Origin of the sequence: Anoxybacillus thermarum (assembly GCF_000836725.1) — a bacterium.
Taxonomy (GTDB): domain Bacteria; phylum Bacillota; class Bacilli; order Bacillales; family Anoxybacillaceae; genus Anoxybacillus; species Anoxybacillus thermarum.
The window spans coordinates 1-18,040 of record NZ_JXTH01000053.1 but is presented as its reverse complement, the minus strand read 5'-3'; the positions used below and the strand labels follow the sequence as shown (position 1 = coordinate 18,040).

At 38.6% G+C, this 18,040-nt stretch carries 30 protein-coding genes; 3 read left to right on the top strand and 27 right to left on the bottom strand.

Going from position 1 to position 18,040, the window contains the following annotated elements:
* Positions 1-140: 140 nt before the first annotated feature.
* From LH47_RS11535 to LH47_RS11420, 27 genes are all read right to left on the bottom strand, one after another.
* Complete coding sequence (locus LH47_RS11535; RefSeq protein WP_052585044.1) at positions 141-1,673, bottom strand: DNA/RNA helicase domain-containing protein; 1,533 nt, start codon at positions 1,671-1,673, stop codon at positions 141-143.
* Between the two features lie 201 nt (positions 1,674-1,874).
* Positions 1,875-3,371: a recombinase family protein gene (locus LH47_RS11530; protein ID WP_043967656.1), complete on the bottom strand. Its 1,497-nt coding sequence runs from the start codon at positions 3,369-3,371 to the stop codon at positions 1,875-1,877.
* Between the two features lie 334 nt (positions 3,372-3,705).
* Positions 3,706-4,062, bottom strand: a complete 357-nt coding sequence (locus tag LH47_RS11525) for a hypothetical protein (protein ID WP_043967654.1) — start codon at positions 4,060-4,062, stop codon at positions 3,706-3,708.
* Positions 4,053-4,400 (bottom strand): hypothetical protein, encoded by a 348-nt coding sequence (locus LH47_RS11520; RefSeq protein WP_043967653.1) that lies wholly within the window; start codon positions 4,398-4,400, stop codon positions 4,053-4,055. Before LH47_RS11520 ends, LH47_RS11525 begins: the two co-directional genes overlap by 10 nt.
* A complete protein-coding gene (locus LH47_RS11515) occupies positions 4,369-5,025 on the bottom strand; it encodes an ATPase (RefSeq protein WP_043967651.1) in 657 nt (218 codons plus the stop codon). The genes LH47_RS11520 and LH47_RS11515 overlap by 32 nt, the downstream gene beginning before the upstream one ends.
* On the bottom strand, positions 5,025-5,378 hold the full coding sequence (locus LH47_RS11510; protein ID WP_043967649.1) for a hypothetical protein: 354 nt from the start codon (positions 5,376-5,378) through the stop codon (positions 5,025-5,027). The genes LH47_RS11515 and LH47_RS11510 overlap by 1 nt, the downstream gene beginning before the upstream one ends.
* Positions 5,378-5,782, bottom strand: coding sequence for a hypothetical protein (locus LH47_RS11505; RefSeq protein WP_043967648.1), 405 nt, complete (start codon positions 5,780-5,782; stop codon positions 5,378-5,380). Before LH47_RS11505 ends, LH47_RS11510 begins: the two co-directional genes overlap by 1 nt.
* The gene (locus tag LH47_RS16495; protein WP_167333783.1) at positions 5,782-5,919 is read right to left on the bottom strand and encodes a hypothetical protein; all 138 of its coding nucleotides are present in this window, start codon (positions 5,917-5,919) and stop codon (positions 5,782-5,784) included. Before LH47_RS16495 ends, LH47_RS11505 begins: the two co-directional genes overlap by 1 nt.
* Positions 5,910-6,191 (bottom strand): hypothetical protein, encoded by a 282-nt coding sequence (locus tag LH47_RS11500; RefSeq protein WP_043967646.1) that lies wholly within the window; start codon positions 6,189-6,191, stop codon positions 5,910-5,912. Before LH47_RS11500 ends, LH47_RS16495 begins: the two co-directional genes overlap by 10 nt.
* Positions 6,191-6,658 carry a hypothetical protein gene (locus tag LH47_RS11495; RefSeq protein WP_043967644.1) on the bottom strand — a complete coding sequence of 156 codons (468 nt, stop codon included), beginning with the start codon at positions 6,656-6,658 and terminating at the stop codon, positions 6,191-6,193. Before LH47_RS11495 ends, LH47_RS11500 begins: the two co-directional genes overlap by 1 nt.
* 148 nt (positions 6,659-6,806) lie before the next feature.
* On the bottom strand, positions 6,807-8,330 hold the full coding sequence (locus LH47_RS11490; RefSeq protein ID WP_043967641.1) for a fibronectin type III domain-containing protein: 1,524 nt from the start codon (positions 8,328-8,330) through the stop codon (positions 6,807-6,809).
* Positions 8,330-9,442: a hypothetical protein gene (locus tag LH47_RS11485; protein WP_043967639.1), complete on the bottom strand. Its 1,113-nt coding sequence runs from the start codon at positions 9,440-9,442 to the stop codon at positions 8,330-8,332. Before LH47_RS11485 ends, LH47_RS11490 begins: the two co-directional genes overlap by 1 nt.
* 65 nt (positions 9,443-9,507) lie before the next feature.
* Entirely contained in the window at positions 9,508-9,699 is a 192-nt protein-coding gene (locus LH47_RS11480; protein WP_043967637.1) for a hypothetical protein, read from the bottom strand.
* Between the two features lie 57 nt (positions 9,700-9,756).
* Complete coding sequence (locus LH47_RS11475; protein ID WP_043967634.1) at positions 9,757-9,972, bottom strand: hypothetical protein; 216 nt, start codon at positions 9,970-9,972, stop codon at positions 9,757-9,759.
* Between the two features lie 4 nt (positions 9,973-9,976).
* Entirely contained in the window at positions 9,977-10,135 is a 159-nt protein-coding gene (locus tag LH47_RS11470; RefSeq protein ID WP_012574467.1) for a hypothetical protein, read from the bottom strand.
* Between the two features lie 281 nt (positions 10,136-10,416).
* Positions 10,417-10,629 carry a hypothetical protein gene (locus tag LH47_RS11465; protein WP_043967631.1) on the bottom strand — a complete coding sequence of 71 codons (213 nt, stop codon included), beginning with the start codon at positions 10,627-10,629 and terminating at the stop codon, positions 10,417-10,419.
* A 203-nt stretch (positions 10,630-10,832) separates the two neighbouring features.
* Positions 10,833-11,129, bottom strand: a complete 297-nt coding sequence (locus LH47_RS11460) for a hypothetical protein (RefSeq protein WP_043967630.1) — start codon at positions 11,127-11,129, stop codon at positions 10,833-10,835.
* Positions 11,130-11,265: 136 nt separating this feature from the next.
* Entirely contained in the window at positions 11,266-11,604 is a 339-nt protein-coding gene (locus LH47_RS11455; RefSeq protein ID WP_043967628.1) for a hypothetical protein, read from the bottom strand.
* 124 nt (positions 11,605-11,728) lie between these two features.
* Positions 11,729-11,905, bottom strand: coding sequence for a Fur-regulated basic protein FbpA (locus LH47_RS15380; RefSeq protein WP_084221322.1), 177 nt, complete (start codon positions 11,903-11,905; stop codon positions 11,729-11,731).
* Entirely contained in the window at positions 11,902-12,075 is a 174-nt protein-coding gene (locus LH47_RS16380) for a hypothetical protein (protein ID WP_161792578.1), read from the bottom strand. Before LH47_RS16380 ends, LH47_RS15380 begins: the two co-directional genes overlap by 4 nt.
* Positions 12,076-12,079: 4 nt before the next feature.
* Positions 12,080-12,502, bottom strand: a complete 423-nt coding sequence (locus LH47_RS11445; RefSeq protein WP_043967625.1) for a TubC N-terminal docking domain-related protein — start codon at positions 12,500-12,502, stop codon at positions 12,080-12,082.
* Positions 12,503-12,619: 117 nt separating this feature from the next.
* The gene (locus LH47_RS11440) at positions 12,620-14,917 is read right to left on the bottom strand and encodes a phage/plasmid primase, P4 family (protein ID WP_043967623.1); all 2,298 of its coding nucleotides are present in this window, start codon (positions 14,915-14,917) and stop codon (positions 12,620-12,622) included.
* A gap of 9 nt (positions 14,918-14,926) precedes the next feature.
* Entirely contained in the window at positions 14,927-15,142 is a 216-nt protein-coding gene (locus LH47_RS11435) for a hypothetical protein (protein WP_235341121.1), read from the bottom strand.
* Between the two features lie 142 nt (positions 15,143-15,284).
* Complete coding sequence (locus tag LH47_RS17115; protein ID WP_255573357.1) at positions 15,285-15,416, bottom strand: hypothetical protein; 132 nt, start codon at positions 15,414-15,416, stop codon at positions 15,285-15,287.
* Positions 15,417-15,432: 16 nt separating this feature from the next.
* Positions 15,433-15,690 (bottom strand): hypothetical protein, encoded by a 258-nt coding sequence (locus LH47_RS11430; protein WP_043967621.1) that lies wholly within the window; start codon positions 15,688-15,690, stop codon positions 15,433-15,435.
* A 21-nt stretch (positions 15,691-15,711) separates the two neighbouring features.
* On the bottom strand, positions 15,712-15,951 hold the full coding sequence (locus tag LH47_RS11425) for a hypothetical protein (protein WP_043967619.1): 240 nt from the start codon (positions 15,949-15,951) through the stop codon (positions 15,712-15,714).
* A gap of 8 nt (positions 15,952-15,959) precedes the next feature.
* Positions 15,960-16,184: a helix-turn-helix transcriptional regulator gene (locus tag LH47_RS11420; RefSeq protein WP_043967617.1), complete on the bottom strand. Its 225-nt coding sequence runs from the start codon at positions 16,182-16,184 to the stop codon at positions 15,960-15,962.
* A gap of 160 nt (positions 16,185-16,344) precedes the next feature.
* Here LH47_RS11420 and LH47_RS11415 point away from each other — a divergent pair, with 160 nt between their 5' ends.
* The 3 genes from LH47_RS11415 (at position 16,345) to LH47_RS11405 (ending at position 17,985) form a co-directional block, all read left to right on the top strand.
* On the top strand, positions 16,345-16,701 hold the full coding sequence (locus LH47_RS11415; protein WP_043967616.1) for a helix-turn-helix domain-containing protein: 357 nt from the start codon (positions 16,345-16,347) through the stop codon (positions 16,699-16,701).
* Positions 16,694-17,389, top strand: a complete 696-nt coding sequence (locus tag LH47_RS11410; protein ID WP_043967615.1) for a restriction endonuclease — start codon at positions 16,694-16,696, stop codon at positions 17,387-17,389. Before LH47_RS11415 ends, LH47_RS11410 begins: the two co-directional genes overlap by 8 nt.
* Positions 17,390-17,487: 98 nt before the next feature.
* Positions 17,488-17,985: an ImmA/IrrE family metallo-endopeptidase gene (locus tag LH47_RS11405; protein ID WP_032100142.1), complete on the top strand. Its 498-nt coding sequence runs from the start codon at positions 17,488-17,490 to the stop codon at positions 17,983-17,985.
* Positions 17,986-18,040: the final 55 nt, after the last annotated feature.

The following is an 18,040-nucleotide window of genomic DNA, read 5'->3' as shown; positions in this document are numbered from 1 at the left end:
TGAAATACTTATTACAATAGTATGCGTTAATAAATGTAAAAAAATCCTTAGCACATTCAATGATAATCTATCTCACTGTTCATGACGCTAGGCAACATATTATGAGTGTATTCACCTTGTCACACTAATAGCAGTTGAGGTTAAACCCCAACCGCTATTAAAGGCTCTTCTCGCCCGTTAATTATTTGTAGACACGCTTCAAGTAAAGAAGAATTTTTATAAATCACAATATGTAGAGACTCTCGTGCCCTTGTAACATTTTGATACAACATTTTTAATAAACTGTAAGGGGATCCGTTCGGCTGGCATGCTAAAAGTTTCCCCTCTTCATTGTAATAGAAATAATTATCAATAACTACTGCCACTTTATCGAATTCCTGTCCTATCACCCTATGAGCATTAAGCTCGAATCCTGCTTGATAGCTATCATAAGGTAATTGATAATAATTCGAGGGGGTATATGAAAGTACTTTCCACCCATCACGTTGAAGATTTAGCAAGTACTTTTCAACATCCTTTGCTTCGCTAAAATATTGAATATGTACATTGCTAAATGTTACATTTTTAACTCCAATTTCTCTGTTTCTATCAAATAATTTTAATATAAAATTACTTAATTCTTTATTTGTACGGATCTTATCAGTCAATTTGAATTCCTTATATGCAATTCCATTTGATTGTAAATATCTAATTAATTCACCTTTATTCTCAGAATTAGATAGATATTGTTCTGGATCAAAAGATAAAATACACTTTTTAGATTGGTTATTTATACAACCTAATATTTCACTAATCTGATAGGTATAAGTCCTCTGTGCTTCATCAAAAATAATAACATCATTTTCTTTAATAACGTTGGCATGATTTTCATAAAATTGTTTTATAGAGTATAATATCCATCCATGCTGATTCTTTAAAATCTCATGTCCTTCTGATAATATCCCATTGTGAACAATAACGACCTTTTGTCCTTGTCTAATGTATTCATTTGCGATGTCATAAGTCAACAGAGTCTTTCCCGTCCCTGGTTTACCTTTGATCAGGATAAACTTTGTTTCACCCTTATTTAACAAAGATATAACATTTTCCTTAATCTCTTCTTGAGCACTAGTCAAAAAGTAATCACCGTCTATAAACTTCTGTGTAGAATTTAACGGAGAAACTAAGTATTGCTTAGGTGCAAAAATATTATCTAAACATACTACTTTCTCTACATTCTGTTCGAATATATAATCAACCAATTTATGTAAGCTTGATTCTAACAATCTCCCCTCATTGTCTATAGTATAAACCGTCTGATTATCTACAACAAAAGTAAAGACACGAACTTCACTATTTATCGCTTTTAAATAATAGGCATTTCTTCTAAGCTGTTTTTCGATCTTATCAGTTTCACTCGTACTCTTTATTTCAATATTCAAGCAAAAGTTACTTCCTAATCTCAATAAGTCAAATTCTTTAGGTATTTGTGGAATTTTATATCCAATATAAAATCCATCTAGCTTCTCGCAAGATTTCAGTTCACTATACAAAGCATCGACAAAGAGACATATGTCTTCAATCTCTTTTGTTCTATTCAATTCGAATCCAAAAACGCTCATATATTTCTTGAATTCTTCAAATGATAAACTTCTATAGGCTTGACAAAATGACTGTAAATTAATTGACCTCACCTATACCCCTCACTTTCTTATATTTATGGAATTTTTACATAAGCTTAGCTACAATGAATGAATCCGCTTCCTAATATACAGATAAAATATAATTTTTCCAACATCATTCGATAGACATATTTCGACAACGACAAGTATTGAATCCCTCTTCTCAACACATCACAAAGAAAACATCAAATAAAGAGACGCCCAAGCAGGCGTCTAAAACAAATGAATCTCGATATTTTCTTTATCAATAACACGAATCTCTTTAACAACTTTACGGATCAGCGTTTGTTTAATTTCAAAGTCAAGTTGTTCTTTGTGATTCAAGAAAAAGTCGATTGCTGCTTGCAAAATGTGTTCGTTCGGCTTGCTTTCTTGTATTTCTTTTAGTTGTTGTTCCAGCTGATTGTATTGTTCAATCAGCTCTTTTTCACGTTGCTGCAAGTTTCGTATTTCCTCTTTCACTTCTTCAAGATCGAGTTCATCGTCATCGGACATTGTGACAAGCGACAGCAGGCGTTTACGTCCTTTCCGCGCTCGGTCAATCTCTTTTTCTAGCCTTTCTAGTTCTTTCTTTTCATAGCTATTTTCAGCGTCAGCGACCGGTTGGAACTCTTGTATTCGTTCTGGATGGTTGAATAGATCAAGTAAATATGTCCATACCTCATGTTCGATTTCGTCCGCACGAACGACCATTCCACAGCCAGGATATTTTGCACCAGCTGTATTTTTTACATCTGTATATTCCCGAAAATACTTCCCCCAATTCTTTGCGTATCGTCCAGTCATTGTATTTCCACACTGTGCGCAACGTATCAGACCTGAAAGCAAATATTTGCGCTTGGATGATTTTGTATAGCGCCTTCTCGCTTGTTCTAGCAGCATTTGCGCTTGCTGAAATTGCTCTTCTGAAACAATTGCCGGAACATCCACATAGATCCATTCATCTTTGCTCCGCAAGCGCATCGGCACTTTTTCATTGCGATATTTATTCGCCAGCATGCCTTCTGTATTCCACTTGTTTTGTGGCTTTTTTCCCATGTACGTTTCATTCATCAATATTTGCCGTACCACTTGCCGATGCCACACTGATTTCCCCATTTTTGTTGGTATATTTCGTTCAGTTAAATGCAATGCAATTCCGTTTATGCCTTTAAATCGACCTTGCGTAAAGCTATCAAATATAAAACGGACGATTTCAGCTTCACTTTCGTTTACGATAAGTTGACCTGTTTTTTTGTCATAATCATAGCCATATATTTTATCGTTTTTTACTACTTTCCCTTCTTTTGCTTTTCTTTTTCGCCCTGCCATCGTTCGTTCGCGAATTTTAGCCTTTTCGAACTCGGAAATAGCTCCGCGCATCGAAAAAAACAACTTCCCTTCCGGCGTGTTTGCATACTCACCATTGACAAACAACATTTCAACATTGTATTTGCGAAACTCATCATCTAGCAGCAACTGATGCATGAGATTACGCGCCAGCCGATCGGGATCGTACACAATGACAGTATCGATCACTCCGTTTCGTATATCATTTCGCAAGCGTTCCAGCCCTGGACGCTCAAGAAACTCGCCGGAAAAGCCTTCATCTTTGTATATCATTACATCGTCCGTTTTCGCCTTTTTCTTAGCTTCTTCGATCTGATGAGCAATTGAATATCCTTTCTGTGCCGATTCCTCCGTCGATACCCTTGCGTAGATAGCCTTCATTCTTTGCTATCTCCCTTCTATATATCTTCACTAAATAATGATAGCAGGCTTGAATATTGTTGTCAGTATGCTTTCCTTTTATAACCCGTACATTCATCGCGCATACCTCCCTTGATTGAAGATATGCAACAACTGGTTGTACAAATGAAAAAAAACAGATAACATGTACAAGCATGCTATCTGTTCTTAATCGATGATGATTTTGTATTTTTCAAAACAAATACGCTTAATTTCTTCAATCTCTTGCGCATAAATGTATGCAAGGAACTTATTCCCATTCCGTTTTGCTTCTGAAAGTATATATTGTTTACGATAATATTCCCTTATTAGCTCATCAATGCATTTTTGCAATTTGCATTCCCTCAACTTTGCATAAAATATCGTTTAATAATTGAAATACTTCGCTACTTGACACATTCATTTTTTCTTTTTGAGCCTGCCGCTCAATTTCAACTGTGTATGATGACAAAAACGCATGTAACATGCCCAATTCATCGTCATCTAGCGAAATATCATGTACTAGTTTCTTTTCGTTAAACGATGTAATTTTGTCTAAAATCGAATCATACACATTCATTTTTTTCTTTCCTTCTAAAAATCCATAATTACGCTTTAACGCCTTTTTAATTTCTTTACGCATAATACTCATATGCAAAATGAGCATAGCTAATTCATCATTAGTTAGTTGCATGTTTTTTTTTCCTCCAATCTTATTTCAGATACATATTCATTCAACTTCTCTTTTTCCTTTTCTGTAAGTTCTTCAATTTTCATCATAAAAAACGAATTTCTTCCGATACGGATTCGCCGGTCAGCAAACTGTTTCACGCGTTCCCAGTGCATACAGACGGACGGAAGTAAAATATAGCCCATGCGATTTACGATGTCTTGCGCGATTTCAAGCTGCTTGAAAAAATAGAATTTCTGCGTGATTTTTGCGAATTTCACGGCTGGAATGGACGGAAAATGGTATAACAATGTACGCGGATCTTTTTCTTTATAGTGCTGCGGCACCAGTGAGTAATTCATGGGCAGCCCTCCTAACTGTTCCACGCGCTTTATCGTGTATTTCCTCAAGCGTTTCGAAAAACTCGTTTCCTTCCCGTTCAGTAGACGGCAACGGGAAGCCTAGCACCATTGTGTCGGTATCATAGAGTCCTAACTTAAATATCTTCTTCGCCTTCCACATCGGGAGAAATTGCCGATGCATAAACTCGCCCGTTTGATAATCCATAAAATGAATTGCAAAGCCGCGATCACCAATTTTTCTCACATTAATCAGAACCTCGACGATCTGCCGGATACGACTGTCAACGTTGTTTATGCTTGGAGAACAATATATTTGCACACTTTTCATCTTTCTCGTGAACATCATGACTTCCGTTGCAATCGTCGCGCCGTATTTCGACCATTTGCGGTTTGAAAATGCCATTTGCGCTTCGTCCCAGCAGCATATGCTTCCTTGAGCCTCAGCTACTTTATACCAGTCTGTATAGTGCTCCAAAGGAATTGAATCCTTCAAGCCATAGTTTGAAAAAAGTTGAATATCACCGCCGCGAGCACGCACTTTTTCACGCCAATAGTGAGCAAACAGGGACATCATCAACGTTTTCCCAGCTCCTAACGGACCTTGTATGAAGAAATGATGTGCCATTACCGTTTTCCTCCCTTCTCAACGCCATTCGGCGCGACAATGACCGGCTTTGGCGGTTTCGGAATCAGCGCCTCGATCGTGTCGATGTAGTATTGCGGATCAGCGACAAGCACCTTTCCTTGCATAATAAAATTAATGATTTCGCGATATGGATCGCTATCCCCGTGTAGATATTCATTTTTTGATAGACTTTCGAGCAACAAAATCGCTTTAATTTGCCATTCTTGCAGTTCCTGCGCTTTTGTCGTCATTTCTTCGAGGACTTGTTTTACGTCCGATATGTGCTGCACTTGCGGAAACAAGTCATCGGAAATAACGCTTTGTAACTTTTCAGCATTGCTTGTTCCTTGCATTATGCTCCTCCTCCACTACAACTTGAAATTCCCATCACAATGAAAGCGAAAAACACAAGTCCAAAGAGGAGTATTTTCGTGATGTCCAACTGATTCGGTGTCTCTGGCTGGCGATACGACGTTATTTGCCGTAATACAATGCTTTTCTCAAGCTCCGCAAGCCGTTTTGTTTCCTGGACAGAACGCGACGGCGCACGATAGAAAAAATGTCGTCCTTCGATACCTGTCGTTACCTCGCAGTCGTGAATTGGAATACAGTATTTTCCGATTACATATATTGCATTGTCGCGAATTTCATCGATACGTTGAATGTCGCTTGTTTTTTGTTCGTCGTCGAACACTATGAGAATGTCGTTTGTTTCTGGAAAAAACTCATCTTTTTCTTTTCGTTTGAAGAGTGCCATTAGATGACCGCCTTTCTTGGTTTTTTCTTTCTATTTGAAAACTGGACAAGCTTCCAACCGAAAAATGCCACAACGCCAACGCCACTTGCCGCCCCAGCACCTAACGTAAACATGTAGAAAAATGCGTCTACCACCATTTCACACCTTCTTTCAAAGAATAATAGAGCCGCATAACAGATCGGAAAATAAGCAACGAGCCGAGTATGACGACCGACATCAGCGCAGAGGAAATGACAAGTTGCCACGCGGTCGGCATGTCACCGAAAATCGCTAAATATTTTCCGATATTCAGCCCTTGCGCCGTTATTTGTCCGACTGCACGCAATTTATCTATCGCCATGTCAAGAAACGTGATAGGAGGATTGAAAATCTTGTCTATGAAACTTCGAATTTGCTCTTTGATCCCCATTATTCCCCTCCTATCCGAATGGACGATAGCAGTTTAATCGCCGCAACCGCCGTAAACATCCAAAGGATAAAAAGCAATATATACGCGATCGGTTCAAGTTTTAGTGGCTGCATTGCGGTAAAGATTTTTCCAAGCATTTCTGAATATCCATTTCCACTTCCACTCCGCGGGACGTATACAAGACTTGCTAGTGTACGACCAAAACCAACAAAAAGGGAGACAATCATTTTCGCAAGTTCAAAAAACAAGAGGAAAAGCTTGACTGCTAGGACACCAATTTTGTAGAGAAAATACAACAGCCCATCGATCAATGCGTAAATAACTTCAAAAAAACCGATGAACAAGTCAACAAGCCCTTGAAACAGTCTTTTTAACAATCGCCCGATCCATTTTATACCGCCCCATATAACATCAAAGAGCCTTCCAAATGCATCTGTTAAAATTCCACCTACAACAAACATCATCATTACCACCTGCTACGTCTAAAAGCATCATATAAAAAAGTGACGAGGCGATCTGAAAATAACACTACAACAAAAAGAAATAGGGCAGGCGTGAGATACACCATGTACCGTTGAAAAATTATTTCCATTACAGCTTGTAATATGCTGAAATTCATTGTTTTACACGCCCTCCCTTAGCAAATGATTTCCTAAAAAAGTTGAAAATTGGTCTCCAAAAAATGAACACAAAGGATAAAAGTAAAAACGGTGCTACCCATGCTAGAATACTCACTACTGTTTCCATAAAATCTTGAAAGCTTAAAGGAAAGTCAATTTTTCCTCCTAAACTTGGGACATTAACGGCTTGTCCTTTCGTTCCATATTCACCAATAGGAATAAGTGTCGCAGCATATGCTCCAAAAAAGTCTGTTTTCATATCTTCTTTTTTTATTACGATTTGTTTTGTTGCTGCATCTACCTGTGCATATTCTCGTCCTTCAATTAGCAGCTTCACTGTTCCTCTCGCCGGGCTTGTCCATGTGACGACATAGTCGCCGTTTTCGTTTTGCGTTGTCGCCACGCCAGTTAAGACCGGAACAGGCTCGGACGGTGTTGTCGTTTCAATCGTTACCCCTTGCGACTCGTTCCCTTCAATATTGACCGATGTCACCTTGTACGAATATGTCGTGTCCGGCGTGACGGTCAAGTCTGTCCAGTACGTTCCGTTCGTTTCGAACATCGGCGTATAGCCATCCGATGTGGTTTCGGCGGAAACAGATGTCGTGCCGAATATTTGATCCCAAAATGATTTTTGTTCGACCTTCTTTCGATAAATTTTAGCATGCGAGAAAAACTCACTATTCGGTCGTGTCCAAGACAGTCTGACACGGTCGTATTTTGCGTCGGCTTGTAGATCGGTGACATCGCTAACAATCGGAATTTTTGTTTTCACCGTTGTTGTGACACCGTTCGATTCATTTCCGGTTTCATCAAATGTAGTTATCTTAATCGTATATGTTGTGTTGGGAATTAAATCAGCAAAAGAATATGATGTTTTCGTTTTATCTAAAGTCGCTACTAAAACATCGTTTAAGTATATTTTTGTTCCTGCGAAATCTACATCATTAGGTGTACTAAAAAAAATAGAAATAGCACTATCTGAAGCTAAGAACCTCAAGTCAACTACGTCACTTGGTGGATCTTCGTCAAAAGGTGGAGAATCATAAACGTCAAACTCATATATCTTTATATGATCCTGAGGCACTAAGTTAACGTAAAAAAAATGTATCTCTATTTTTTTTACGTAATTAATTGGTGATATTGATGTGAAACCATTCCTCGAAATTGTCTCTTTCCCATCACCATAATCAGAAATGGAAAATTTTTTCAAAATATTATTATTTCTATCTTTGAACATAATTTCGTAACCCAAACCACTATCTTTATTCATTTTCAAAAAAACAGAAGTGATTGTTTTCTCATCATCAAGATCAAAATAAAACTTACCTGAAAAATATACTTGATGTATATACCCAAATGTATCCAAATCATTATCAGTAATTTTATCAAGATCATATGAATAATAGGCATCAGAGGTAGCTTTTTTTCCTTCAAGAAGTCCATTTTCAAAAGCATAAGCTTTCTCAGTAACTGCAACTGTTAAGAAAAAAGTAAATAAAATTATTATATATCTCATTATCCCCCCACACCTCCATCTGGATCATCAGGGTGTTTTTTGTAGTATTTTGAGCCTTGTATGCCGTCGTCTTGGCTTGGTATTGGTGCGTTTTCGCCATTGTCGCCTGGACTTGGAGGTGTATCGCTGTTTTGGTTTGGTGTTGGAGCATTGCCGATGTCCGGTGTACCATCTTGATCTTTTGGTACTGGTAATTGCGTGTCTGTTTCTTTCGGTTTTCCTGCATCCCAGCCTTTTGGATCTGTTTCTCCCGGGATTGGCATGCTTGGAAAGTCCGGAAGTGTACCAATCGGATCAGTGATATCCCAGCCTCCTGTTGGATCGTCCCGTTCTTCAATGATTGGCGCTTCGCTCTCGATTCTTCCTTTTGTAAATCCCGACGTATCAAGCCCCGAATCAGGCATGCTTGGCACTTTGTTTCCTATTCCTCGAGTATCGAGGTCAGATAATTCCACAGGCTCAGCAGGAATATTCGGTGCTGGACCAAATAGTGTCCCTATATCTGAAACAAGTTGAGGTACAATCGTATCTCTAAAAATCGTTGCGACTTGATTCCAGTTGGGCGCTGGAGGAATTGCGTTTTTTATTTCTGTGAGTTTCCCCATATAATCGCTCCATCCTGGACAAGAGAAAAGTTCACATGCATTGCATGAATTTGAATCACTTCCACCCATGTCCTCATAATTTCCGTAGGAAGATGAATCACATGTAGGATTGACTAGACCAGTCACACTAATTTTTATTTTTACGAGTAAATTATCACTCGCACCAAAAAATTCGGCTAAATAATATCTGTTACAAGAAAAATAAAAACCTGATAAGTAGCTCCAACCATAGTCGGATGCGTTTTTCACCTTTGTGTTTAACGGGTTGCTAAAAGAGGAATCAACATAATCTGAAAACCTTACTTTCTTAATGCTCGTACCAGAAAAATAAACAAGAATAACGTCAATACCATGATAGTTCGGATTATAATGCAACGGCGTACTGATTAAATTTTGCGGATCGTAAACTTCAATTACTTCAAACTCCCCTGCTGCTGAAGCAAAAAAAGGCTTGGAAAATGATACAAGGAGCAAGAAACAAAGTATGATGTTGATTTTCTTAAACATCTAAAATACGACACGCCCTTTCTATGGAAAAAGGAGGATCGCTCCTCCTTTTTCTTTGTTCTTGCTTATCGCGATGCAGCGCGACCGAAAATTGATTTGATAAAAGCAATAATTTTTGGTGCAAAACCTAATGCGATTGCCAAGAGTACGAATGGTCCAACCCAACCAAGTAAAGAGTTCACACTTCCAATGACATCTGAAACAGTGAATGGTAAAGAAAGACCTGATAAATCAATAGCATCTCCTAAAACAGGCATGTATAATTCCTCCCTTTAAATTTTTTTATATTTCACTAGCATTCGCTAGTTGAAAACCTAGTATCTTCGAATTTCGTAGTCCTCATTATTTTCGCTCTCGTCAATTTGCTTTGTATTTGCAAATGATTTTTTCATCATGGCAATGAACATGGATAATGCTCCAGCCGCAGCCATAATCATAATTGCTGGTGCTACATAGAAAAGTAACCACTTGACGTAGTACCAAAACTCGTCCAACCGTGCAGGTGTGAAAAATGTCTGAAATTCCGGCATAGTATCACGACCTCGATCTGATCGCTACGATCACACCGTGCAAAAGCATTCCTACCGCCACAATAGCTATAATCAACATTATGAAGGGAGCAACTGTTTTCAAAAGAAAGCCAAAAACGCCCCAAAAAAACGCCCAATCAAAAACATTACCAATACTTGACATTATTACTCCCTCCCTGTCTCTCTATAAATGGCGATAGTTAAAAACAAGATGGTTAAGAATATTGACCATGTTGCAATTCCTGTCATCACGTCCGCATTCCCGAAAACTGCCTTGAAGGCATACGCTGCAAGTGTTCCAGTCGTCACCATCTATTTTTCACACCTTTTACGATCGAGAGAAAAAACATCGTAATTGGAAATGAGGCGATACAGGAAGTCATGATGATGAGGTACGTCGCAAAAATGTCCTTCGGTGTTGCGAAAACAAGAGAATACATTCCCCTACCTCCTCATCATCCGTTCTAAAAACATAAAAATAAGTGTCGCCGCGATCAAAACAGACATGACAATTTCGCCGAGTGTGATTTCATGAATGATATGAATGTTTCCCTCTGGGGTTTCAATTGTCGTATGCGATCGTAAATCGACATACTGTTGAACATCTTGTATATCGCCATTGGAAGTATTTTCATTTTGAGTTTCTGTTTCATTCATGAATATCACCTCCACAATTCAAATGTACAGAGAATTTTGTCGTTTTCATATCACCAAAAAATTTTGGTCATATCACGAAAAAAATCGAGTGAGTTTTTCTTCACTCGATTTCATTTTGAGTAGATTATAGAATTTAGCTCTAAACAACTTTTCGTTACTCATCGATCATGTAGCGTGAAAGTTTGTAGATGTTATAAACATCTTTAAAACGTAGCACGTTTCACACTTGTCATGAACTTCCTTCCTGTTTTCGTTACGCCCGTTTCTATTGTTTGAATCCATTCTTCAAGTTCTTTCATGCCGCATCCGAGATCGAGAAGCTCGCGCGGAAACTCAGAGAATTTTCTTTTCCAGCGTTTCATGCGAATAAGCGCTTTCTTTGATTCTCCGAATGAATAGACGCGGCGCTCTTTTCGAGTGGAATATTGTTGCGTGCCGACATACATACACAAATAAATGTATTGCTTCCCGTTTGATTTCACTTGTGAAAGATATGCCATCCGATCACCTCCTATCTCGAAATGAAAAAGTACAAAAATGCGCCTGCTAAAAATGCAAAAAGGAAAGAAAGTAAAACTGATTCCGCAATTTCTTTTAATGTACTTTTCACACCCATCTCCCCTTAGTTTCACATTATTAAAAAGGCAAATCCTCCTCATCATTTATTTTGCAACATGCACCCCAGTTAGCTGGATTTTTTGCATACTCTTTTGATTTTTCCTTACAAATTTCATCAATTATTTCATCGAAAATATTTTCGAATTTTTCTATACCTCTAACATCTTTCAAAAAATCTTGAAGATAAGCCTCAAACCACTCCATTTCATCATAATCAAGCTCTATTTTCGATCCGATGATTTTGTTTGAAAATTCAAATATTTTTGATTCACAAAGTGGACAAGCAATAGGCTGCTTATCCACTTCAACCGCAAATCCTTCACCGCACAATGAACAAGTGTATATGTCCAGTCTCATTTTTCACTCCTCCTTTTCTTCACATAGCACATAAAAACCACATTGACATTTCAGTTTAGGAATAACTTTTATACTCCAAACCTCAAAACTACATTTTTCACAAAAGAAACGATAAATCATGATTTCACCTTCTTTTTTCTTTCATGCATCGATACTCATGTTCTAATTCGGATATCGTTAACTCATAAAGTTGTCGATCGTCTTCCATCTTTACTCGTCCTAGTTGAATGAGTTGCTCAATCCGTTTTGCTTTTACATCTTCTATTGCTTCACGTAAATACGACTTAAATGTTTTTGTCACTCTTTATCCCTCTTTTCCAGTTCTTTTCCGAAAGAACAAACAAAGTATCCTGCTCCATATCCAAACAAAGCGCTCATTATCATCACTTGATCCATTTGATCTTTAACAATAGTTACTGAATACATTGCTAGCACTACACAAATCATCATGAAACTTGTTGGCACGATCATGTTTTTAAGCACCTTTTTTCCCTCCCTTTTGTCGTTTTAACCAGTCAATGAAATCGGTTGCTTCTTGGAACGCTTTTTCGAATGGAACACGCTCAGCAAGTATTTTTATTTTGTATGGTTGCTTGTCATCCAACATGTAGTTCGCACGCCATGCAAGCGCCAGATCTCCTTCGCGTTCAATGAACAAATACGCACCCAAGCCATAGCGATACTCGTACAGTTCACCGTAGCGATAGATGAGAAAACCTTTTGCACGCGCCATTTCATTTTCTTCCAAGCGCTTTATTATCTGTTGCTTATGTTGCTTAATTTGTTTTTTTAAATCCAATGGCAATGTGCCTTCTTCATATATCAAACTTAGTTTTTTGTTTTTTATTTTTATTTGAATATTTAGATTATCTATTTCACAAAAAATGTTATATAACATATAGAGCCTCCTTATAAGTTACCTAGTTACTTCGAGTTACTTAAAATAGGGTATTTTCCTATATATCGCTATATATAAGATTTACCTAGAAATGAGTAACTCATGGTAACTTTGTAACTAAATTTCTTCCTCAACAAAGTTACCAGTTACCTCAAGTGACTTATTTTCCTGTATTTCCGTAAATGTATCACCTATAAGCGATTTACCCGAATTTGAGTAACTAGTGGTAACTTTGTAACTTTCGGTTGAAAGACCGATACCGAAAAAGAACGTTTTGTTTCCGGTGGATTTCCGCTTTTCGAATCCTCTTAGCACTAAACGCGCCGAAAATTTTTGCTTTTTCATCGCAATCTCGCTGTTTTCCTCGCACCAGTCGATATATTCTTTGTACAGCTCGTTCAATTGCACTTTTGCGCCTGGATGAACGACGCAGCAATCGTTCAAGAAATTGCTGAGAAGGTCCATTTCGTCTTTGTATTCATCCGTTGCGTTCTTAATCTCATCCGGCTCTCCTAAGCCTTCTTTTTGCCATTTCAAGCACCCTTCGACTGCCCAGCGCAAGATTCCAGGAAGCTCGTTCATCAATTTTTCCGGGAGATGCTTGTCCACTTGTTCTTTTGGAATCGTGTAAGTGAATGGCACAAGGCGAATACGCCGCCAAATACCTTCATCATCGCCCTTGATGATTGGTTTATGGTTTGTGGTGAAAAAGATTTTGAACTCTGGCACAAACTCGAAAAACTCTTTTCGTAAAAAACGCGCCGTGATCGGCTCACCGCCTGTAAGCTGTTTAATCAGCGATTCAGATAAACGCTGGCCGTCCTCGCTTTCGACGGCTGAGACAAAACGTGAACCGTGCAAACGTGCAATATCGTTATTTATCCCCGAATCGTTCATTTTCGCCGTAAATGTGTTAGAGTTCGTTTGCTTCGCATAATCTCCAAGCAAAGCCTTCACCGTATTGATGAACGTCGATTTTCCGTTCCTTCCTGTTCCCCATAAGAAGAACACTACTTGCTCGCTTATATCGCCTGTCAATGCGTATCCTATTGCTTTTTGAAGGAAATGAATAATGTCTTGCTTTACGTCGTCACCATCGCGAAAGATGGATTCAAGAAAAGCAATCCATGTCGGGCATTTTGCATTTGGATCGTATGGAATATGTGTGTTTTTCGTCATCATATATTTGCGATCGTGTGGCAAAAGCTCACCTGTTCTCAAGTCAACGATTCCATTTGCGCAATTCAACAAAAACTTATCCCTGTTGAGTTCTTCCTGGCTGATTGGAAGCATCGCTTCTGCACGCGCAATGGAATTCAAAAATACGGAGCTTTTTTCACTCGCTTTCGCCCATTTCAGCAACTCATTTCGCGCATCGTTGTTTTCTTCGTGCGCTGCTTCGGCGTACATTTCACGAAACGTGCGAATCGCAATGCGTTCAATTTGTTTCTTTTTATCCTCAATCCACGTCTTTCCGTCCCATATGAGCCACTCCTCAAACTCCACACAATAGCGCAAATTTTGTCCATTTCGAGCAACAAGACGTTCAGCATTCCCCATTTCGGTCAAGTTGAACTTTTTCGACTCTCCTTCTTTTCGTGCTGGGAAAGTCATCGGTGGCGGAGAAGAATAGTTTGTTCCACTTGGCTCATGCTTGAGTGCGCTGTTCAGTGTGCTTGCAAATTCACGCTGGTCTAACGGAGGAAGAAAAAAATATTGATTTAGGAAACTAGCAATCTCGGAAACTTGTTCTGGTGTATAACCAAATTCGACAAGACGGCAGCAATGCGCATATAGTGCGTTGTTCCGTCCTCCCTCGTGCATCGGAATCGGAAAAGGACGTTGCGTTTTATCAATCTTTTTTAATCGCTCAAAATAGATCGGCATCGGCGAAAGTTCCCCGTCTGCAATATGTACCCATTCGCGTCCGCCTGTATTTTCGCTTGGAAGAACGACTTGACCGCGTCCGGAAAGACGATAGTCGCCGACAAAGCCGCCAGCCATGAGCACTGTCGCGTCTTGTCCTTTGATATTTCCTGTCGAGCGAAAGAAAAATTGAAAGCCTCGTATTGTTCGAATCGCATGAAATTTGTATCCTTCGCTCAAAAGCGCCTTAAAAATTAGCTCCCCTTCTGTCTGTTCATCGATGTCAATTACGTCATACCCGTCTGGAATAACAAGACCTGTCCAACCTTTTTGGCGCAACCAGGAGCGAATCTCGCCTTCTGTCATGCCTGGACGATTTAGATCTTGCCAGCCTTTCATGCACGGACGTTTTGCAACGCTATATGCTTTGTTCGGATCATTTTCCGTATTCATGCGCGAATAGCCGATTAGACGAATGATTTTCAACGGCTTTTTCGCAGACGGAAAAAGCCGTTCAAGCCCTGTTTGAATGTCCATAGCTGCTTGCATTTTCGTTCCTCACTTTCCAGTCGGAAATGTATATTTGACTTGTTCTGTCCAAATGTCATAGAAAACAACCATTGTGTGCCCGTTTTCGTCGCGAATGAGTTTACCAGCAGGAAAAACCGAAAAATCTTCGACTTGAATTGCACTCATATCAAACGTATCTTCAATCCACCGCATGACCACAGGAACGTATTTTTCCATCGGATTTTCATTTGCTGCTTTTTTCATTGAAAACACCGCCTTTTTTTGAATTACGAGGCTCTCTTTTGGAGAACCGAATATGGAAAAATGTCGCGAAACGTGCTATATTTTCAGTAAGAATGTTTTTTCTGTGCCTTGCAGTAAGTGTTGCCGCACTTGCTGCTTTTTTTTATGACGCTTTCTCATTGTTTTCGCTTCCTTTTACTTTTTCGTATTGTTCTGGAAGCACTTTGGCCAAATACGCATACACTTCTTTCTCCACTTGGCTGAACAACGGTCCTTTTACAACGGTGATCTTCACCCCCAATCCCTCCTAACTAGGCATGTACTCTCGTCGCGAAATCGATCTTTATTCCTCGCTCCTTCATTTCAGTAATTAATTTCTCAAGCTCTGCACGACGCTTTTTTTTAACCTCAATTTCTTTGAGCATTGTAATTACTGCTAAAAATTCTCTCGCTTCGATTTCTGCCGTTTCATAATCTTTGTTAAAAATCGCTTCAAGCATGTAATCAATACACAATAAAGCTTTATTTTTCTTGTCGATTTCTTCGAGATAAAACCCTTTTTTGAGCATTTTGACACCTTCTTTCGATATTTAGTTTGATTTACAATGATTACAAAGAAATGTAAGTTCTTGTTTGATTGATTCACATGCATCAACAACGTATTTTGGAAGCTTTTCTTTTGTGCGCATGTTATACGTCAACGATGTTTTCCGCCCTTGCACTTGAACGAAAATCGTTGCCGTTATCTCATCATGAAACTGTATACCGACAACGCGATACTTTCCGTTTAGGCTGTTCCATACCCGTTTGAATTTTTGCAAAAAGATCACCTTCTTTTTCAAGCTGGATTAGATGAAACTTCGCGTACTGCGTAGCGAGAAGGTAAAAAAATTTCATCTTTACGCTTTTTGTACAGTTTTGCAATCTGTTCTGCGCGTTCTGCGCTCACATGTCGATGTCCATTTTCAATTTGCGAAAGATATCCAGCCGAAATATTGAGTTTCTCTGCGGCTTTTTCAATGCTTAAACCAGCCGCAATTCTGGCTTCTTTTAGCAAGTTCATTACTTTCACCTCCAATATTACTTTGCGTATTGCGTTGTTCAATTATTATATTACTTCACAAAACGCAAAGTGTCAACGCGTTTTGTAAAGTTTTTTAAAAAATATTTTTGTTTGCGTTTTGCAAAGGTATAATATTTTTTGAAATGATAGGGGGATTGTCATGAATCAAAAATTTGGAGAACGATTAAGAAAATTGCGCTCACAAAAAAAACTTAGTCAAAAAGAATTTGGAAAGATTTTTTCGCTTGCCGAATCAACAATTTCAGGATATGAAAACGGATCAAGAACACCAGACATCGAATTAATAGCTAAATTCGCTGATTTTTTCGGAGTGTCAATAGATTATCTTTATGGTCGGACTGATAATCCACATGAAACCATCGATAGTAAAGAAGGTAGAAACCTTTTCTTTTTCGACATGGACGGATTGACAGAACAAGAGATCGAGGAAATTAAGAAGCATATTGAATTCATTAAGTGGAAAGCACGACAAGAAAAGGAGAAAACAAATGGGTAAAAAAGAGAGGCAACTTATTGCTGGTTTAGTGGGATTCGCGTTTCTCGCTGTAATCCTGCTGAACTATTCTAAGTTCGCTAACGTATATGCTTTTTTGGGAACGTTATTGTTTGGAATAATCGTCATCCCTGCCTTAGTTGAAAGAATGCTTCCAGCTAAAAAATCTCCAAAGAAAAACACTCCTCGGAAAAGTGCTTCAACAAAGAAATCAACAGCTAAGAACTCATTAAATGGGAACAAAAAGAAATATGGTGTCCGATCGGATGATGAAATCATTTCTCTACCGTTACGCGATCTAAACGGTTATGAATTTGAACGGCTTTGTTATTTATATTTCAAAGCAATGGGCTACAATCCAGAAATCACCCCTCCTGCACAAGACAAGGGGGTTGACTTAATTCTTACAGACAAGAAAGAAAAATTTAAAATCGCTGTACAATGCAAACACTATATAAATTCAGGAAGACAAATTACAGTTAAAGAGATTCGCGAATTAGTTGGGGCAAAACGTAATCATCGTTGCATAAAAGGGTGGTTTATTGCTACTACAACATATACCAATGCCTCACTTGCCGAAGCTGATACACATCATATCGACTGTTTTGCAATTGAATTTGTTGAGAACAAGATTGTAGCTTGGAAAGAACGTGAAGTAGTTAAACGCCAGGCGGCAGCTGCGAAAAAATAAAATCCCTTTTAGTCAAACTTAGGGATTTTTCTTTTTCTTTTAAATAAGAACGTATGTTTGTATAATAAAAGAAAAAAACTTGTGGGGGATGAGGTGGAATGTACTTATATAAGCCTTGCGACTTAGAAAAGCGTATCTCGGAAGCATATCAGCAAAACGGGATCATCTATCCTTCCCAGCTCGATGAAGAGTATATCGCAAGGAAATTCGATATTTTGCTTGTCGAGTCAAAATTCGGATCGTTTGCGGAATACTGCGACGACTTGAAAATTGTAGGGCTTCACAACGATTTAGAATTGCTCAAGCGCCGTGAAGTATTTTTTCATGAAGTCGGGCATTTGTTTTTGCACGTCGGCGATCAATCGAAAATGGCGGACTCATTCAGATACTTTCAAGAATCACAAACAAAGCGATTTACGTTATTCGCTGCGATCCCTTATCATATGCTTACATATATCGATTTTTCACAAAAACGCGACTTCATCGTATATGAAATGCAGGAAACGTTCCGTGTGCCAGCTGAAATTTGTGAAAGGCGGATGGACTATATCGAAAATAAAATGCTTAGTGCAAAGCTTGCGTCTATTTGTTCATGATTGTTATTTATTATTGTTATTTTTTACCGCATACTATTGACATTAGAATTGAAAT